At 67.6% G+C, this 16,598-nt stretch carries 21 protein-coding genes; 8 read left to right on the top strand and 13 right to left on the bottom strand.

All coding sequences use genetic code 11. The features are described 5' to 3' along the window. Positions 1 to 101 precede the first annotated feature (101 nt). Positions 102 to 890: a M23 family metallopeptidase gene (locus RHA1_RS11065; protein ID WP_011595054.1), complete on the top strand. Its 789-nt coding sequence runs from the start codon at positions 102 to 104 to the stop codon at positions 888 to 890. A gap of 4 nt (positions 891 to 894) precedes the next feature. Here RHA1_RS11065 and RHA1_RS11060 read toward each other — a convergent pair whose 3' ends face one another. Next, a complete protein-coding gene (locus RHA1_RS11060) occupies positions 895 to 1,155 on the bottom strand; it encodes a hypothetical protein (protein ID WP_005251602.1) in 261 nt (86 codons plus the stop codon). A 118-nt stretch (positions 1,156 to 1,273) separates the two neighbouring features. Here RHA1_RS11060 and RHA1_RS11055 point away from each other — a divergent pair, with 118 nt between their 5' ends. Continuing rightward, positions 1,274 to 2,782 carry a glutamate-cysteine ligase family protein gene (locus RHA1_RS11055; RefSeq protein ID WP_011595053.1) on the top strand — a complete coding sequence of 503 codons (1,509 nt, stop codon included), beginning with the start codon at positions 1,274 to 1,276 and terminating at the stop codon, positions 2,780 to 2,782. Positions 2,783 to 2,800: 18 nt separating this feature from the next. Here RHA1_RS11055 and RHA1_RS11050 read toward each other — a convergent pair whose 3' ends face one another. Both RHA1_RS11050 and RHA1_RS11045 read right to left on the bottom strand, forming a co-directional pair. Then, complete coding sequence (locus RHA1_RS11050; protein WP_011595052.1) at positions 2,801 to 3,982, bottom strand: globin domain-containing protein; 1,182 nt, start codon at positions 3,980 to 3,982, stop codon at positions 2,801 to 2,803. 1 nt (position 3,983) lies between these two features. Then, complete coding sequence (locus tag RHA1_RS11045) at positions 3,984 to 4,460, bottom strand: RrF2 family transcriptional regulator (RefSeq protein ID WP_011595051.1); 477 nt, start codon at positions 4,458 to 4,460, stop codon at positions 3,984 to 3,986. A 249-nt stretch (positions 4,461 to 4,709) separates the two neighbouring features. Between RHA1_RS11045 and RHA1_RS11040 the strand changes: the two genes are divergently transcribed. The 4 genes from RHA1_RS11040 to RHA1_RS50400 all read left to right on the top strand — a co-directional run bounded on the left by RHA1_RS11040 (position 4,710) and on the right by RHA1_RS50400 (position 8,230). Beyond that, complete coding sequence (locus tag RHA1_RS11040; RefSeq protein WP_011595050.1) at positions 4,710 to 5,594, top strand: universal stress protein; 885 nt, start codon at positions 4,710 to 4,712, stop codon at positions 5,592 to 5,594. Between the two features lie 72 nt (positions 5,595 to 5,666). Then, positions 5,667 to 6,707, top strand: a complete 1,041-nt coding sequence (locus tag RHA1_RS11035) for an LLM class F420-dependent oxidoreductase (protein ID WP_011595049.1) — start codon at positions 5,667 to 5,669, stop codon at positions 6,705 to 6,707. A 48-nt stretch (positions 6,708 to 6,755) separates the two neighbouring features. After that, a complete protein-coding gene (locus RHA1_RS11030; RefSeq protein WP_009474929.1) occupies positions 6,756 to 7,646 on the top strand; it encodes a universal stress protein in 891 nt (296 codons plus the stop codon). 416 nt (positions 7,647 to 8,062) lie between these two features. Beyond that, positions 8,063 to 8,230 (top strand): hypothetical protein, encoded by a 168-nt coding sequence (locus tag RHA1_RS50400; RefSeq protein WP_011595047.1) that lies wholly within the window; start codon positions 8,063 to 8,065, stop codon positions 8,228 to 8,230. On the opposite strand, the gene RHA1_RS11025 is transcribed toward RHA1_RS50400, so the two are convergent. Then, positions 8,227 to 9,177 (bottom strand): acyl-ACP desaturase, encoded by a 951-nt coding sequence (locus RHA1_RS11025; RefSeq protein ID WP_011595046.1) that lies wholly within the window; start codon positions 9,175 to 9,177, stop codon positions 8,227 to 8,229. The two genes, RHA1_RS50400 and RHA1_RS11025, sit on opposite strands and share 4 nt — an antisense overlap. Positions 9,178 to 9,200: 23 nt before the next feature. After that, positions 9,201 to 10,064: a nitroreductase family protein gene (locus RHA1_RS11020; protein WP_011595045.1), complete on the bottom strand. Its 864-nt coding sequence runs from the start codon at positions 10,062 to 10,064 to the stop codon at positions 9,201 to 9,203. 172 nt (positions 10,065 to 10,236) lie between these two features. Between RHA1_RS11020 and RHA1_RS11015 the strand changes: the two genes are divergently transcribed. After that, positions 10,237 to 10,872 carry a response regulator transcription factor gene (locus RHA1_RS11015; protein ID WP_011595044.1) on the top strand — a complete coding sequence of 212 codons (636 nt, stop codon included), beginning with the start codon at positions 10,237 to 10,239 and terminating at the stop codon, positions 10,870 to 10,872. An 8-nt stretch (positions 10,873 to 10,880) separates the two neighbouring features. On the opposite strand, the gene RHA1_RS11010 is transcribed toward RHA1_RS11015, so the two are convergent. After that, positions 10,881 to 12,527 (bottom strand): sensor histidine kinase, encoded by a 1,647-nt coding sequence (locus tag RHA1_RS11010; RefSeq protein WP_011595043.1) that lies wholly within the window; start codon positions 12,525 to 12,527, stop codon positions 10,881 to 10,883. A 117-nt stretch (positions 12,528 to 12,644) separates the two neighbouring features. Between RHA1_RS11010 and RHA1_RS11005 the strand changes: the two genes are divergently transcribed. Further along, positions 12,645 to 13,268 (top strand): hypothetical protein, encoded by a 624-nt coding sequence (locus RHA1_RS11005; RefSeq protein WP_011595042.1) that lies wholly within the window; start codon positions 12,645 to 12,647, stop codon positions 13,266 to 13,268. A gap of 13 nt (positions 13,269 to 13,281) precedes the next feature. Here RHA1_RS11005 and RHA1_RS11000 read toward each other — a convergent pair whose 3' ends face one another. The 7 genes from RHA1_RS11000 to RHA1_RS10975 form a co-directional block, all read right to left on the bottom strand. Then, positions 13,282 to 14,007 (bottom strand): SRPBCC family protein, encoded by a 726-nt coding sequence (locus RHA1_RS11000; RefSeq protein ID WP_011595041.1) that lies wholly within the window; start codon positions 14,005 to 14,007, stop codon positions 13,282 to 13,284. Next, positions 14,004 to 14,270, bottom strand: a complete 267-nt coding sequence (locus tag RHA1_RS10995) for an SLAC1 family transporter (RefSeq protein ID WP_011595040.1) — start codon at positions 14,268 to 14,270, stop codon at positions 14,004 to 14,006. Before RHA1_RS10995 ends, RHA1_RS11000 begins: the two co-directional genes overlap by 4 nt. Continuing rightward, positions 14,267 to 14,398 (bottom strand): hypothetical protein, encoded by a 132-nt coding sequence (locus RHA1_RS52880; protein ID WP_272942755.1) that lies wholly within the window; start codon positions 14,396 to 14,398, stop codon positions 14,267 to 14,269. Before RHA1_RS52880 ends, RHA1_RS10995 begins: the two co-directional genes overlap by 4 nt. Continuing rightward, complete coding sequence (locus tag RHA1_RS10990) at positions 14,395 to 14,721, bottom strand: cupin domain-containing protein (RefSeq protein ID WP_005254209.1); 327 nt, start codon at positions 14,719 to 14,721, stop codon at positions 14,395 to 14,397. Before RHA1_RS10990 ends, RHA1_RS52880 begins: the two co-directional genes overlap by 4 nt. Positions 14,722 to 14,794: 73 nt before the next feature. Further along, positions 14,795 to 15,193 (bottom strand): hypothetical protein, encoded by a 399-nt coding sequence (locus RHA1_RS10985; RefSeq protein ID WP_011595039.1) that lies wholly within the window; start codon positions 15,191 to 15,193, stop codon positions 14,795 to 14,797. 72 nt (positions 15,194 to 15,265) lie between these two features. Continuing rightward, positions 15,266 to 15,772, bottom strand: a complete 507-nt coding sequence (locus tag RHA1_RS10980) for a dihydrofolate reductase (protein WP_009474916.1) — start codon at positions 15,770 to 15,772, stop codon at positions 15,266 to 15,268. Then, positions 15,772 to 16,572, bottom strand: coding sequence for a thymidylate synthase (locus RHA1_RS10975; protein WP_011595038.1), 801 nt, complete (start codon positions 16,570 to 16,572; stop codon positions 15,772 to 15,774). The genes RHA1_RS10980 and RHA1_RS10975 overlap by 1 nt, the downstream gene beginning before the upstream one ends. Between the last annotated feature and the right edge of the window lie 26 nt (positions 16,573 to 16,598).

Raw genomic sequence — 16,598 nt, 5'->3', positions numbered from 1 at the left:
GGTGGCGCGGACCTATATCGTTTTGTTACATTCGTCGCCAGACAGAGGAGCCCACCCCGGACGGGGAGAGCTGCAATCCGACGACTGACGAGGTATTTACTGTGGGTTCCCACCACCGGGCGAACGGGTCTTCCATTCGCTTCGAGATCGATCCGGACTCGGCGCGCGGACGCCATCGCAACCAGCAGACCGGAGCGGGTGTGGGCATCAAGGCCGCGACTGTTGCGGCCGCCACCGGAGCCATCGTGGTCGGCGCAGCCCAGCTGGGCGCCGGAAACGCTGCTGCCGCCCCCGTCGACTCCCACGAGACGAGCGGCGCGCAGACCCTGCCGGGTCTGCCGTTCGAGATCCCGGCCGGTGTCCTTCCCGCCGGCTTCGAACTGCCCGCAGACCTCGGTGCTGCCGCCCAGAACCTCGGCGGCCCGGACCTCGGCGCTCAGGCGCAACAGTGGCTGTCCAACGTCAACCCGGTCAAGCCGCACGCGGTTCAGCCGGTGTCGGGCAAGCTGACCTCCAACTTCGGTTCCCGCTGGGGAGCGCACCACGGCGGCATCGACATCGCGGCGCCCATCGGCACCTCGGTGCTCGCGGCGGCCGACGGTCAGGTCATCGACGCCGGCGCGGCATCCGGTTTCGGACTGTGGGTGCGTCTGCTGCACGACGACGGCACCGTCACCGTCTACGGACACGTCAACGACTACACCGTGAGTGTGGGGCAGCGCGTCACCGCCGGGCAGGAAATCGCCCACGTCGGCAACCGCGGCCAGTCCACCGGACCGCACCTGCACTTCGAGGTACACGACGCGAACGGAAACAAGGTCGATCCGGGGCGCTGGCTGCAGGACCGCGGCGTGGCCGTCACCTGGGGCGACGCAGGCGCCAACGCGTAAGGGCCTATTCCGGCTCGAGGTCGTCGTCGTTGCGGAACACGAGTGGTCCGCTGTCGAGGGCGATCGCCCAGCGTCGTGAGACGGCCCAGTCCCGGCCGTACGAATCGTTGCTGATGTCCTGGACGCCGGCGAAGTCGTCGACGATGACGCCGGCCTCCAGGGGCCACTTCTTCTCGGCCAGTTCGTGATCGGCCGAATGCCGCGTTTTCACGCGGGTGCCCACGGAGAACTCCGGCTTCTTCTTGGAGTCGGTGTCAGGCGTCATCTCAAGTCCTTCCGCTCACCAGCGTCTGGTTCGAGGTTAGCCCGCCATCCCGCATTCGCGCGGGATGAACGGATATGCTCCCCCGTGAGCGCAGTTCGACGCGCAGTTGGGGAGTGGTATGGGTCGCGAAGTGACGTCTCGGACATTCACCCGAGCAGACCGGCGCCTGTTCCGGCAGAAGGTGCTCATGTGCGTCGACGCGCTCGAGAGGATGCTGCGGGAGGGAGCTTTCGCCGACGACGTCGACCCGCCGAGGCCCATGCTGGGCATGGAGATCGAGTTCAATCTCGTTCACGCCGACATGACACCCGCGATGTCCAATCTCGCGGTCCTCGAGTCGATCGACGACGACGCCGTGTTCCAGACCGAACTCGGTCAGTTCAACGTCGAGATGAACGTTCGGCCGGGTCCTCTGATCGGTGAGGGGACGTTCGAACTCGAACGCACCCTGCGGGCGTCGCTGCACGTCGCCGACGCGCGGATCCACGGGCACGACGCCCAGCTGGTGATGGTGGGCATGCTGCCGACGCTGCAACTCGAGCACCTCGGCCGAGAGTGGATCACCGCGAATCCCCGCTACGAGCAGCTCAACGATCAGATCTTCGCCGCGCGCGGGGAGGACATCGAACTCGACCTCGAGGGTGTGCCGCTCGAGGGCCGGCTCGCCGAACAGCTGAGGGTGGACGCCAATTCGGTGCTCCCGGAAGCCGCGTGCACGTCGCTGCAGCTGCACCTGCGCGTCGCGCCCGACGAATTCGCCGCACACTGGAACGCCGCGCAGTGCCTGGCCGGTGCCCAGGTGGCCCTCGCCGCGAATGCGCCGTTCATGGCCGGCAAGGCGTTGTGGCACGAATCCCGAATCCCGATCTTCGAGCAGGCCACCGACACCCGTCCGCTGGAGCTGAAGAACCAGGGTGTGCGGCCCCGCGTGTGGTTCGGGGAGCGATGGATCACGTCGGTCTTCGACCTGTTCGAGGAGAACTCCCGATACTTCCCGGCGCTGTTGCCGGAGGTCTCCGACGTCGACCCGGCGGCCGAGCTCGACGCGGGCCGGGTGCCGGACCTCAGCGAACTGCAGATGCACAACGGCACCATCTACCGGTGGAACCGCCCGGTGTACGACAGCGACGACGGCAAGCCGCACCTGCGGATCGAGAACCGGGTGCTGCCCGCGGGCCCGACCGTGCTCGACACGATGGCGAACGCCGCGTTCTACTACGGCGCGCTGCGCGGACTCGTCGAATCGGATCGGCCCGTCTGGTCGCAGATGTCGTTCAATGCGGCCGAGGAGAACCTGCACGCGGGCGCGAAGTACGGCATGGACGCCGAGTTGTACTGGCCCGGCGTCGGGTTCGCGGGCGCCGACGAGCTCGTCCTGCGGCGGCTGCTGCCGATCGCCGACGAGGGGCTCGCCGCGTTCGGGCTGTCCGCGAAGGCCCGCGACCGCTACCTCAGCGTCATCGAGGGCCGGTGCGTCACTCGGCAGACGGGGGCGTCGTGGCAGCGTGCGCAGGTGGTCCGGCACGAGAACGCCGGTCTGAGCCGCCCGGAAGCCCTGGCCGCCATGTTGCGTCAGTACGTGGAGAACATGCGTGAGGGCAGCCCCGTCCACACCTGGCCGGTGTGAACGGCGCCGCCGTGGCTCTCACACGGTGGCCGACCAGCTGTCGGGGCCGAACACCTCGTAGTGGATGTTCTCGGCGGGCACGTCCTTCGCGAGGAGCTCCTCCCGCATTCCGAGCATGAACGGCAACGGACCGCACAGGTAGGCACGCGTGCCGGGCGCGATCGCGACCTCGCCGAGGTCCGCGCGTCCCTCCCGCAGGCTGCCCTCGGGACGCCGGGCGCCCAGGTCTTCGTACCAGCGGTGCATCACCGCGAACGGCAGACGTTCCACCAGTTCGGTCAGCTCCGCGCGGTGCGCGTGACTGCTCGCGGACCGGTCGGCGTGGAGCACCGAGATCGGTCGGCTGTCCTCGGTGTCGGCGAGGTGGCTGAGCATCCCGATCATCGGCGTGCACCCGATTCCCGCGGACACGAGCAGCAGCGGCGCGTCGTCGTCCTGCAGGACGAGATCGCCGAACGGCGTCGACACCGTCACGATGTCGTCTTCGAAGACGTTCTGGTACAAGAAGTTCGACACTTCGCCCGCTCGTTTCACCGAGATCCTCCAGTCGCCGCGTGACGGGGCCGACGACAGGCTGTACTGGCGGATTTGACGCGCGCCGTCCGGCAGGTGCACCGCCACGGACAGGTACTGCCCCGGAGCGAACGACGGAAGCGGCGAGCCGTCGAGGGACGTGAGCACGAACGACACCGTGTCGGCGGACTCGTGGCGGCGCTCGCGGACCCGCACGTCCCGCCACACGTCACCGACCGCCACTCCCGCCGAGGCGTAGAGGCCGGCCTCCATCGCGATCAGGGTCTCCGCCATCAGCCAGTACACCTCGTCCCAGGCCGCAGCGACCTCGGGAGTGACGGCGTCCCCGAGGACCTCGACGATGGCCGCGAACAGGTGCGTGTGTACGATCGCGTACTGCGTGGGCTCGATCCCCAGTGAGGCGTGCTTGTTCGCGATTCTCGACAGGATGAGGTCGACTCGCGCCTGATCGGGCTCGAGTTGGAGTGCCGCGAACGCGGCGATCGCTCCGGCCAGCGCTTTCTGCTGCTCGCCCTGTTTCTGATTTCCGCGGTTGAACAGGTCACGTTCGAGTTCGGGGTGCGCGTCGAACATCTTGCGGTAGAACAGCGTCGTGATGTCCGAGATCGCGGCGCCGACCACGGGCAGGGTGGCGCGGATGACGTCCGTCGAGGTGGGCGAGAGCATGTCATTCTCCGATCGTTCGGGAAATCTGGGAAGTTGTGGCGGCGGTTACGCGCGGGAGGGCGAGCAGCACGGTTCCGGTGGGGGACCGGGTGAGGTCTTCGATGGTGAGCGCGTCCAGCGACTCGAAGAACGCGTTCTGCGCGCGTCGCAGCGCCGACCGCAGCAGACACCCCGATCGCAGCGGGCACGGTTGGGCGCCGTCGCAGTCGACGACCTCCGCATCGCCTTCGAGTCGGCGGGCGAGCCAGCCGACGGACGCGGTGCGCCCGAGTTCGGTGATGGCCAGGCCGCCCGCGCGTCCCCGGCGTGCGTCGACGATGCCGAGCTCACTCAGCCGGGTAATGACCTTGGCGGCGTGGGCGTACGACACCGACAGTTCCTCGGCGATCGCCCGGCTCCCCGGTCGTTCGCCGTCCCCGGCGACGGCCAGTCGCATGACGACCCGCAGTCCGAGGTCGGTGAACTGTGTGAGTTGCATGACCCGAACGTAGTTTAATTCTCATCCTGGATACCACATTTGTGACCGACGTCGCTCCGATGGAACTTGATCGAAAAATGCAGTGGCCCAGTATTATTCGTGTTGGGCATACGACCCCACCTTCTCATCATCGCCGAAGTCGGGCGCCGCGGCTACGGGCGGAGAGCCCGAGATGGTGGGGACTTAAGTCCCTCGTCGAAAGGCGAAGGGCGGCAGACGCGAAGCGGAAGCCGGGGATAGTGTGAAGTCATGAGCACACGGGACCGCAACAGCGTCGTCGTCGGTGTCGACGGATCGGACACCTCGAAGTCCGCTGTTCGGGTGGCCGCCGAACTGGCCACCGAACGTGGACTGAACCTGAAGATCATCCACGCACTCGATTTCGCTCCGTACGGGTTCGGCGGTCCCTACATGGATTCGGGCGGCGTGTACGAGTGGGTGGAAGCGAGCGGCAAGGCGATTCTCGCCGAAGCGCAGGAGCAGGCGTTCGCGGTCAATCCCATCATCGACGTCCACACCGAACTGTCGATCGGCAGCAGCGCCCAGTGGCTCGTCGACCTGTCCGAGAACGCCCGGATCGTGGTCGTCGGCGCGTCCGGGTCCGGAGCGGCCGCCACCGCACTGCTCGGGAACACGGCGATCAACGTCACCAGCCACGCGCACTGCCCGGTCGTCGTGGTCCGCGGCGACGCCCACGCCGGCGGGCCCGTCGTGGTCGGCGTCGACGGCAGCCCCACCAGTGAGCGGGCGATCTCCGTGGCCTTCCAGGAGGCGTCGCTGCGGAATGCGCCGTTGGTGGCGGTCCACGTCTGGAGCGATCTCGGACCGAAAGCGTTCGAGGACCCGCGGGCCGCGGCTCTGGTGCCGCAGGGACTCGAGGAGGACGAACATGCCGTTCTCGCCGAGAGCCTCGCCGGCTGGCAGGAGAAGTACCCCGACGTGCAGGTCACCCGGGAGGTGTACATCGACAATCCGCGGGCACGATTGCTCGAGTGGTCGAAGAAGGCGCAACTGCTGGTGGTCGGCAGCCGGGGGCGCGGAGGATTCAAGGGGATGCTGCTCGGATCGACCAGTAACAGCCTGGTCGGTGGTGCGCATTGCCCGGTAGTCGTCGTGAGGCCTGCACGTCCCTGATGCGGTTGTTCGCAGTAGTGTCTGGGTTGAAGCAGGAACAGGTTGCAGATAACGCCAGGATTGGGGAACGACGTGCGCATTGGTATGGGCTTGAATTACAGCGGCGGTTTCGCCGAGACGGTCGACGAGGTCGCCGACCTGGAGAAAGCCGGGCTCGACATCGCGTTCGTGCCCGAGGCCTACTCGTTCGACGCGGTGAGCCAGATCGGCTACCTCGCCGCCAAGACCACGACACTCGAACTCGCGTCGGGCATCTTCCAGATCTACACCCGCACGCCCAGCCTGACCGCCATGACGGCCGCCGGCCTCGACTTCGTGTCGGACGGACGCTTCGTGATGGGCCTCGGCGCTTCCGGCCCGCAGGTGATCGAGGGCTTTCACGGGGTCAAGTACGACGCCCCGCTCGGGCGCACCCGCGAGGTCGTCGAGATCTGCCGCAAGGTGTGGCGCCGCGAGAAGGTCGAGTTCCAGGGCAAGTACTACCAGATTCCGCTGCCCGCGGAGAAGGGCACCGGGCTGGGCAAGCCGCTGAAGATCATCAACCACCCTGTGCGTGATCGCATCCCGATCGTCATCGCCTCGCTCGGACCGAAGAACGTGGAGCTCACCGCCGAGATCGCCGAAGGCTGGGAACCCATCTTCTACCACCCGGAGAAGGCGGCGAGCGTGTGGGGCGAGCCCCTGGCCAAGGGCAAGGCGAAGCGCGACCCGAGCCTCGGTGAGCTGCAGGTCTTCGCGTCGCCCGCCCTCGCCATCGGCGACGACGTCGAGCACATGCTCGACTGGGTCCGCCCGGGCCTGGCGCTGTACATCGGCGGCATGGGCGCGAAGGGCAAGAATTTCTACAACGACCTCGCGGTCCGGTACGGCTACGAGAAGGAAGCCGAGACCATCCAGGACCTCTACCTGTCGGGCAAGAAGGACGAGGCCGCCGCCGCGGTGCCGGACGATCTGGTGCGGGCCGTGTCGCTGATCGGTCCGGAGAGCTACGTCGCGGAGCGGGTGGCCGCCTTCGCCGAGTCCGGGGTCACCACGCTCACCGTCACCCCGCTCGCCGCGGATCGTGCGGGACGCGTCGCGTTGGTCGAGAAGCTCCGCAAGATCTGCGGGTAGCCCCGTAAACCCAGCAGTGCCCAGCCGGAAGAATCAGGAAAGGTGACCATGACCGGAATCAAGCCGATCGTCGTGGGTGTGGACGGATCCGAGGCGGCCTCGGCCGCAGTGGCGTGGGCCGCGCGCGCCGCCGCCGCTCTGTCGCTCCCGCTGCACATCGTGACAGTGGTGCACATTCCTGCCTTCTATTACACCGAGCCGTACCTGGCCGAGAGTTTCAAGGAAGAACTCGAGGACACGGCGAAGGCCCGGTTGGGCAGTGCGCGGGTGCATGCCAAGCAGACGGTGGACGAGCCGCTCGACATCACCACCGAACAGCACGAGGGCAAGGTGAGTCAGACACTCATCGAGCTCTCCGCGCACGCGCACATGGTGGTGCTCGGCTCGCGCGGGCACGGTGAGTTCACCGGTCTGCTGGTCGGATCCACCACCTCCGCGGTCGCCGCGCACGGCCATTGCCCGCTGGTGGTCGTGCGAGGGCGGACCATGGACGGGCAGCCGCCCACGGAGGGGCCGATCGTGGTCGGCGTCGACGGCTCGGAAAGCAGCAAGGCGGCGGTGGAAGTGGCGTTCGAGCAGGCCGCCGCCCGCGGTGCGAGCCTGGTCGCGGTCAATGTGTGGAGCGATGTGAGTGTGCAGCCGTCGCTCGGCGCCAGCCCGGAGGACCCGCTGTGGAGCAGCATCCAGACGGGTGAAGAGGTGGTGCTGTCGGAGCGTCTCGCCGGATACCAGGAGCGGTATCCCGACGTGACGGTCGAACGCGTCGTGGCGCGGGATCGTCCGGTGCGGGTGCTCAGCGAGTTCGCCGAGAAGGCGCAGCTGATCGTCGTGGGCAGCCGCGGCCGGGGTGGATTCAAGGGAATGCTGCTGGGCTCCACCAGCAATGCGTTGCTCCACACCGCGGATTGCCCGGTGATGATCGTCCGGCCGGAAAGCTAGCGCCCCCGATCACGACGACTGTGCGGTAGCCTTCGCTCGACTTCGCAGAGGAGGTTCGAGTGCCGACACGGGAACTTTCTGCGCCTGCCTGCGCGCGATTCGAACGTCGGTGTCAGCACACTCGAACTGGTGGATCGCGATCGCGACCATCCATGAACGCCCGGCCGTGCGCGATCCATCCGGGTGACGGTCACCTATCCTGCCGGATTCGCCGCGGGCGAAACCCGCTCCCTTCCCGTCGTCAACGTCGACGGAGCGCTCCTGTACGCGAACACGGCGAGCCCGATCGTCTCCCAGGATCCCGGCACCCCACTGCTCAGCGTGCTCAACTCGCGTCACGCCGAGAGCCCCGAAGGCCGTGACAGGTTCTGGGGGCAGAACATTACGCCCCGCAGGCGATCCCCGATCCCCCCGGAATGGACGTGCCCGCCGGCTTCAGCCTCGGCACGGCTCCCCGCCAGGAGGTGGTCGACACGACCGACGACCTCGTGGCAGGGATGGTCGACCGCTTCCTGAAGGGGGCTCCGGCGCCCGAACTCGACGACGCCGCGTCGCGGTTCCCGCCGGTCTTCGAGGTGCGTTAACGGGCCGCGACGCGTTCGCCGCGGCGTGCCTCGCGGGCGAGCGCGCGATCCCGGGACTCCTCGAACCGGGCGGCCTTGCCTTCCAGGTTCTGCAGAAACGCCGCGAGTTCGTCGCGGCAGCGTTCGCCGTCCGGTCCGAAATCGTTACGCTCGAACATGTTCCACTTGCGGAGCACGGGCAGGACGACGTCGTCGAGGTGCTGGCGGAGGTCGTAGATGCCGCCCTTCGCGATCAGGACCGCGTTGCGGCGGAATCTGTGCATGCCCGCGCCGGGCATCTGGAAGTTGGTCACCACCTTGTGGATCGCGGCAATCGCCTGATCGGGTGCGACGTCCAGGGCGGCACCGACGATGTTGCGGTAGAACATCATGTGCAGGTTCTCGTCGGCCGCCACCCGGGCGAGCATCCGGTCCGCGATCGGATCACCGCACGCCTTACCCGTGTTCCGGTGCGACACCCGGGTGGCCAATTCCTGGAACGTCACGTACGACACCGAATCCAGCATGGACCCGCCGCCGGGATCGAAGCCCTGGGTCATGTGGTCCATTCGGGCCTGCTCGAGCGCTACCGGGTCGACCCCTCGCGTCACGACCAGATAGTCCCGCATCACGATCGAATGCTTGTTCTCCTCGGCGGTCCACCTGCCCACCCACGTGCCCCAGGCGCCGTCGAGTGAGAAGTGCTGGGCGATCTCGCGGTGGTAGGACGGCAGATTGTCCTCGGTCAGCAGATTGGTGATCATCGCCGCCCGCGCGGTGTCGCTGAGCTGGGACTGCTCCGGATTCCAGTCGTCGCCGCCCAGCGCCGCGAAGTTGCGGCCGTCGTCCCACGGGACGTAGTCGTGGGGATGCCAGTCCTTGGCCATGACGAGGTGCCGGTTGACGTTGTCTTCGGCGACGTCCTCGAGTTCGTGCAGCAGTTCGCGGTCCGTGAGTACGCGGCTCACAAGGGCACTCCGTTTCTGTTCTGTCAGTATCCGATTCGCAAGATCAGTTGTGGATGGCCCGGCACGTCGAGTCGACGTGCCAGCCGGCGCGCCGAATCGTCGACGCGAAGCGGGTGGGAGAGAATGGAGGCGCCCAGCCGGGCGTCGACGGCGGTCAGCCACGCCCGTTCGACCGCGATGCCGGTGCGGACCAGGTCGATCGACTCCTGCGTGTCCGATACGAACACGAGGACGGTCTCGCTCTCGATGGCTGCGGCGAGCCGTGCGGAGTCGGGGACGCCGCGGGTGACGACGGTGTGGATCGCGTCGACCGACTCGTGACCGCCCTGCGGCAGCCAGTGCGACGTCCACGGAAAGAGGTCGCGCTGGTGGCAGGGATCCTGCCGAACCCGGTCGGCGGAATAGAGAAGGACGTCGGCGAGCGCGGGCGCCTCGTCCGCGGCGAGTAGCCGAGCGCGGACGCCCTCCGTCTCCGCCGCGGCGACGATGTCGGCGATGGTTGCCGCGGGAACCGGTATGTCGGCGAACGCTTCTCGATGGCTCCGGCGGCGGGCCATCGCGGAGAACAACCTCAGATCGGTGCTCGACGGGGAAGCTGTGCCCACGGCCCGAACGGACGCAACGAGGTCGGGCCTGCGTGGATCGGGCAGCAGGTCGGTCTCGATTTTCTTGCCGAGCGCCCGCAACGCGAGTTCCACGTTCGCGACACCCGCACCGCACGAGATCAGGCGGTCGGCGCGTGGTGTGTCCGTGAATCCACGACGCTCCGTGACCTCCGCGCACCTGCCGTCGAGCCGCAGATCCCATGGCTGCGTGTCGTGGACCGACGGGGCCGAGACGATGGCGCGGGAGACCACCTCGATGTCACTGAGCGACCAGCTGTTCATCGCGACCTCCACTTGTGGTGTCCGGGTGTTCCCCCGCAACCTCAGCTTTCCGCGCGCCGCAGCGCCTGCGCTTGGGTCGAAGGTCCCGAATGCGTGAGGGAGAGGTCCCGGAGGGGTGGGCACCGGTCGCCGGCGCGGTACGGTTCGAGGAGAAGACGGTGGAGGTGCAAATATGACCACGCGGGTGTTCCTGGTCGACGACCACGAGATCGTGCGACGAGGCCTGGTCGATCTACTCGGCAGCGTGCCCGACCTCGAGGTGGTCGGCGAGGCTGCGTCCGTCGGCGAGGCGATGGCACGGATCCCGGGCAGCGGCGCCGACGTCGCCGTGCTCGACGTCCGGTTGCCCGACGGAAACGGCGTCGAACTGTGCCGGGACCTCCGCACGGCCCTGCCCGAACTGCAGTGCCTGATGCTCACGTCGTACTCCGACGACGAGGCGCTGTTCGACGCCATCATGGCAGGCGCGTCCGGATTCGTCCTCAAACAGATCCTCGGCACCGACCTGGTTGCCGCCGTGCGGACGGTGGGGGAGGGCGGTTCGCTGCTCGACAGCAGGGCGACGTCGGCGCTGATGAACCGGATCAGGTCCGCGCGCCGGGAAGACCCCCTGGCGGAACTGTCCGAGCAGGAACGCGCCGTGTTCGAGTTGATCGGCGAGGGGCTCACCAACCGGGAGATCGCCGAGCGGCTCTTCCTCGCCGAGAAGACGATCAAGAACTATGTGTCGCGGCTGTTGTCCAAACTCGGGATGCAACGACGCACGCAGGCCGCCGTGCTGGCCACCGAATTACGCAACCAGCGCTGAATTCTTTCTCACGTCAACGGAACCCGCCAGGTGACGATGGTTCCGCCACCCTCGGCGTCGACGGTGCAGACGCCGCCGCAGTGCTCGGCGCGCCGATCGAGGTTGTCCAGTCCGCTGCGCCGGGCGCCGTCGGCGATCCCGATGCCGTCGTCCGCGACCGTGACGGTGAGGTCGTCCCCAGCGACCACCGAGATGTCGATGGTGGTGGCCCGCGCGTGCCGCAGCGCATTGCTCAGGGTTTCCCGCAGCACCGCCTCCGCGTGCTGGTGAATGCGGCTGGGCACGAGAGTGTCGATGGCGCCGGAGAACTGGACGTTCGGCGCGATCGGTGACTGGGAGGTGAGGTCGCCGATCACGTCGAGGAGGCGACGGCGCAGACTGGTCGCGGACGCGATGCCGGTGGCCTGCAGATCGAAGATGGTGGTGCGGATCTCGCGCACCGTCCGATCGAGTTGCTCGACCGCGGTGGCCACGATGGAGCGCACGCCGTCCGGAACGTCCCCGACCGCGTGCGTGCTCTGCAGGCTCATGCCGGTGGCGAACAATCGCTGAATGACGTTGTCGTGCAAGTCGCGCGCGATACGGTCGCGGTCGGCGAGCACCGACAGCAGGCGTTGCTTGCTCTGCTGATCGGAGAATTCCACCGCGACAGCAGCCAGGTCGGCCACCGATTCGAGTCGGGCGACCTCGTCCGGATCCCACGCGGTGTTGCCGCGCGCCGTGACCACCAGGACCCCGCCGACCCCCGACGCCGTCGACAACGGCAGCACCGCGGCCCGGCCCGCCTCGGCGGAGAACGGTGCGAGACCGTCGAGACCCGTCAGCAGTGCGGGAGTGCGGGAGCGCAGCACCTCGGCGAACGGCTCGGCCTGGGTGGCGATTCGGAAGCTGTTGCGAAGCGGCCGCACCGTGCTGTCCGCGCCGACCACCGCGCCCTCGCCGAGCGTGACGACGATGAAGACCTCGTCGCCGCTGGACAGTTCGCGTACCTCGGCGGCGAGTGTGTGGAGTGTTTCGTCGAGTGATCCGCCGACCATCAGCCGGGACGTGATCGCCGCGACGGCCGTCAACCACCGCTCCCGCGTCCGCGATTCCTCGAACAGCCGCGAATTCTCCACCGCCACGCCTGCCGAGGTCGCGAGCGCACGAAGGATCACCTCGTCCTCGTCGGTGAACTCGGGTCCGCTGAGTTTCTCGGTGAGATAGATACTTCCGAAAACCTTGCCCCGCATCATGATCGGCATGCCCAGAAAGCTCTTCATCGGTGGATGATCGGGCGGGAAGCCGATCGACCCCGGGTGATCGGCCAGGTTGGCGAGGCGCACCGGGCGGGGGTCGTGGATCAGCAGTCCCAGCAGACCGAGGCCTTCGGGCAGATGGCCCATGTGCGCGCGCTCTTCCGGCGTGATGCCCTCGTAGACGAACTCCGAAAGCCCCCCGTCGGGGGCGTGGACGCCGAGCGCGCCGTACCGGGCGTCGAGGAGGGACGTGGCGGAAGTGACGATGCGTTGAAGGGTGGAATCCAGTTCGAGTCCCGACCCGACCACGAGGACCGCCTCGAACAGACGCTGCAGACTTCGGCGGGTGGGGATCACGTCGGCGAGCCCCTCCCGAAACTCACTGATCCTCGCCTGGTGCCCACCGTCCGATCCCATGTCTGCAGCATAGGTCGGGGGGCGGCGTAACGCCGCGAACCGCGGCGTCGATAAGGGCTCGAGTGTTTACTCATTCGAACTAATGCTTACCCATTGACGTGACGAGGGAGAAGAAGAATGAATCGACGGCACTTCGGACGACGGGTCGCGGCAGGTCTGACCGCTGCAGTGGCAGCGACGATGATGTTCACCGGTGTCGTGTCGGCGCAGCCCGCAGATTCCGCCCCTGTCGTCGATCCGGCCACCGCGATCGCGACGCTGCGCACCGTCGCCGCCGGTAACCCCGAGGCCGAAGCCGCCCTCGAGCGACTCGCCGCGTCGCCGACCGACACCGCGGCAACGAACATCGCCCTCCCGGGCCAGATCTTCCAGATCCCCGCGTACTCCGACACCGGGCAGGGCGGTCCGGTCCTCGGACAGCTGTACGGCGCGGGCGTGGCGACCAACATGAGCAACCAGTTCCGCTTCGGATTCTTCGGCGGACCGGGCGTCATCGCGAACGACCAGACCGGCGCCGAACTCGACGTCGTCTACTACAGCTTCGCCACCGGTGCCAGCGGCATCGTGAAGCTGGACCAGAACAACGTCGCGGTTCCCACGGTCGTCTCCTCGCCGCCGGTCGCCGGGCTCGGCAGCGGTCTGGTCGTGGCGGCGGTGTACGGCTCGCTGAACCATCAGGTGGGACCGAACGTCGTCAAGAGCACGATCTGGTGGCCCACGCTGGGCACCGTGCTCGCCTGACCGTTTCGAGAACTCAGGTGGCAGGTCCGGCTCCCGGCCGGGCCTGCCACCACTCTCTCCAGCGCTCTTCGAGTTCGGCCCACTCCTCGTCGTCCAGGTCGTAGGCCGCCAGCAGGATCTGCGCACCGCCGTTGGGGCGTGCCGCGTTGACGGGCTGCTCGCCGAACTGCAACAGTCCCGGGCCGAGGTCGTCGACACTCACCGCTGTCTGGTGTTCGCCGACGAAACACACGACCCCGTGCAGCAGATCGCCCGTCTCGGCGACCACGGTGAAATGATCGCCGACCGCCATGCCCTCGAGTTTGTCGAGGCCGAGCAGGTGCCGCGCCGAATCACGCTCCGCGACCGGGCCTTCGAGGAACAGCGTGCGACGCTCGGCGAGTCCGTGCCGCTCGATGCCGAACTTGAGGAACTGCAGGAACGTGGTCCAGCCCTCGGTGACGTCGTCGTACCAGTCGTCGGCGGCGGGGTCGCCGCTTCGGGGCGGGCGGGTGATCCGCACCAGCGTGGTGCCCTCGTGCTCGTGGAGGCTGAACCTGTCGGCGCCGTTGAGGGCCAGAGTGAAGGCGGCGGCGTCCTCTTTCACGTCGTCGAAGTAAATTTCCCTGATCTCGTCGGCCAGGCCGGCGTAGTCCCAGCCGTGCCAGCGCCGGATCAACTCAGGGTCGCGCAGGGCAGGCCACACCACCGACGGCGCCGCGGCGACGGACACCTCGATCACGGGCTGGGATTCGGTCACGCGTTCTCCTGCGTCTTCGCTGTTGCCGGTCCGACATGCACCACCGACCGCCGGAGATGCACCACCATGACGACGAACGCCACGCACCACACGGTGAATGCACACCACAGTTCGGCACTACCGACGATACCGACGAGTGGAAGATGGTCCGCACGCCCCAGGTAGATGCCCGCGACCGCGTCCATGCCGAGTGGGAAGACGATGCTCCACACGGTGGCGTCGTAGCGCACCGGAACCTTGTTCGCGACGTGACGCCCGATCACCCAGATATCAGGTCGAACCCTCCCAGCTTCATGCCCACCGAGATGATGCCGCTGGCCATCACGATCGCGAAGTAACCCGGGTTCAGGCTTCGAACGGACTCCTCGACACGATCGAGCACGACCGTCACATGGCGACGGTGAGCAGGAACGCGACGTCCTCGATCGCCTCGACGCTGTGCCGATCGGTCGGAAGGACCAGCAGGTCGCCGGTGGAACCCTTCCACGAGTCCTCGCCGGACACGAGGTTCAGTTTGCCGCTGAGAATGAACAGCGTGGCCTCGCCCGGGCTCTCGTGTTCGGCCATCTTCTGACCCGCGGCCAAGGCGATGACGGTCTGTCGGAGGCTGCGCCGATGCCCGCCGTACACGGTCTGCGAACTACGGCCGCTGGACGTCCCGCCTGCCAACTTCAGTTGCTGACGGGCAAGGGCGGTCAGTGACTTCTTGTCCATGAGGTGAGTATGAACCACTGCGCGCACCGTCACCCGTCGAATGGGGTAACGGTGCGGCGGCAAAGGGGACCGGTCAGCGCCGGGTGACGGCCCAGCCCTGGGCTGCCGCGAACGCGCCGACCACCACGGCCTGCAGCAGCACCCAGACGACGCCGACGGTGGTGAGGTGCTGCCACTCCGTGAGCACCAGGGCCACGCTCGCGCCCACCCAGACGACGTTCGCGACGACGACGGCCTCCACCGCGGCCCGCGAGGGACGGTCGGGCACGCTCACCGCCCACACCCCGGCGGTGAAGACGAGCAGGAAGACGCCGATGGCACGCAGGAAGCCGGCGGTCGGGCCGAGGACGTCGTCGAGCACGGTGGCGGCGGCGAGGTAGGCGACGCCGTTGGCGCCGGTGACGACGGCGTCGACGCGGAGGGCGAGGCGCAGTGGGGAGAGAGCGGTGCGGGTTTCGAGTGCGGCGATCATGTCGGCGGTCCTCACGTGAGACGAGTGAACGGGTACGTCACTCAGACTCGCGCCGAAGCCGAATGCTCTCGATTACCTCGCAGGTAATGCTCGCGTGTAGGTGATCCACCGGTACCGGGTGCCGTTCTTCGCCGACGTGAGCCACTCACCGGTGTCCTGCGCGTGCCAGGAGTCGTCGATCGGGGGTGCCCAGGCGTCGCCGTCGATCGTGACGTCGATCTCGGAGACCAGCAGTTGGGTGGCGAACGGCATTGCCGCCGTGTAGATCTGGGCGCCGCCGATGACGCAGACGTCCTCGTCGGTGAGCGCGAGCGCGGAGCCGAGCCCGTCGGCGGACTCGGCGCCCTCCGCAGTCCAGTCGGGCTGACGGCTGATCACGATGTTGCGCCGCCCGGGCAGGGGCCGGAACCTCGGCGGCAGCGAGTCCCACGTCCTGCGGCCCATGATCACCGGGTGACCCTGCGTCACCTGCTTGAAATACGCCATGTCCTCGGGGACGTGCCACGGGATCGTGTTGTCGAGGCCGATGACGCCGCCGACGCCCTGGGCCCAGACCAGCTTGACCTGCCGCGCCGCCACTAGACGGCCACCGGCGCCTTGATGGCGGGGTGGTGCCGGTAGTCGACGATCTCCACGTCCTCGAAGGTGTAGTCGAAGATCGACTCCCGCTTGTTCAACTTCAGCGTGGGGTACGGCAACGGCTCCCGGCTCAACTGCTCGGTGACCTGGTCGACGTGATTGTCGTAGATGTGGCAGTCGCCGCCCGTCCAGATGAAGTCGCCCGGTTCGAGCCCGGCCTGCTGCGCCACCATGTGGGTGAGGAGCGCGTAGCTCGCGATGTTGAACGGCACCCCCAGGAACAGGTCGGCGCTGCGCTGGTACAGCTGGCACGACAGCTTGCCGTCCGCGACGTAGAACTGGAAGAACGCATGGCACGGCGCCAGCGCCATCTGCGGGATGTCGCCGACGTTCCACGCCGACACGATGATGCGACGCGAGTCCGGGTTCGACTTCAGCGTCTCGATGGTCTGGGTGATCTGATCGATGTGCTCGCCCGACGGGGTCGGCCAGCTGCGCCACTGCACGCCGTACACCGGGCCCAGTTCGCCGTCCGCGTCCGCCCACTCGTCCCAGATCGTGACACCGTTGTCCTGGAGCCACTTCACGTTGGAATCGCCGCGCAGGAACCACAACAGTTCGTAGACGATCGACTTGAGGTGCACCTTCTTCGTGGTGATCAGCGGAAACCCGTCCGCGAGGTTCCAGCGCATCTGATGACCGAAGACGCTCTTCGTGCCGGTCCCGGTGCGGTCTGCCTTCGGGGTACCCGTGTCCATGACGAGTCGGAGCAGGTCTTCGTACGGGGTCGGCACAGTCACGGCGTCCAGTTTAGGCGGCTCCGCCG

Source organism: Rhodococcus jostii RHA1 (genome assembly GCF_000014565.1).
In the GTDB taxonomy this organism is placed as follows: Bacteria; Actinomycetota; Actinomycetes; order Mycobacteriales; family Mycobacteriaceae; genus Rhodococcus_F; species Rhodococcus_F jostii_A.
Note: the sequence above shows the minus strand (reverse complement) of the source record. Positions and strands in the feature narration are given on the sequence as shown.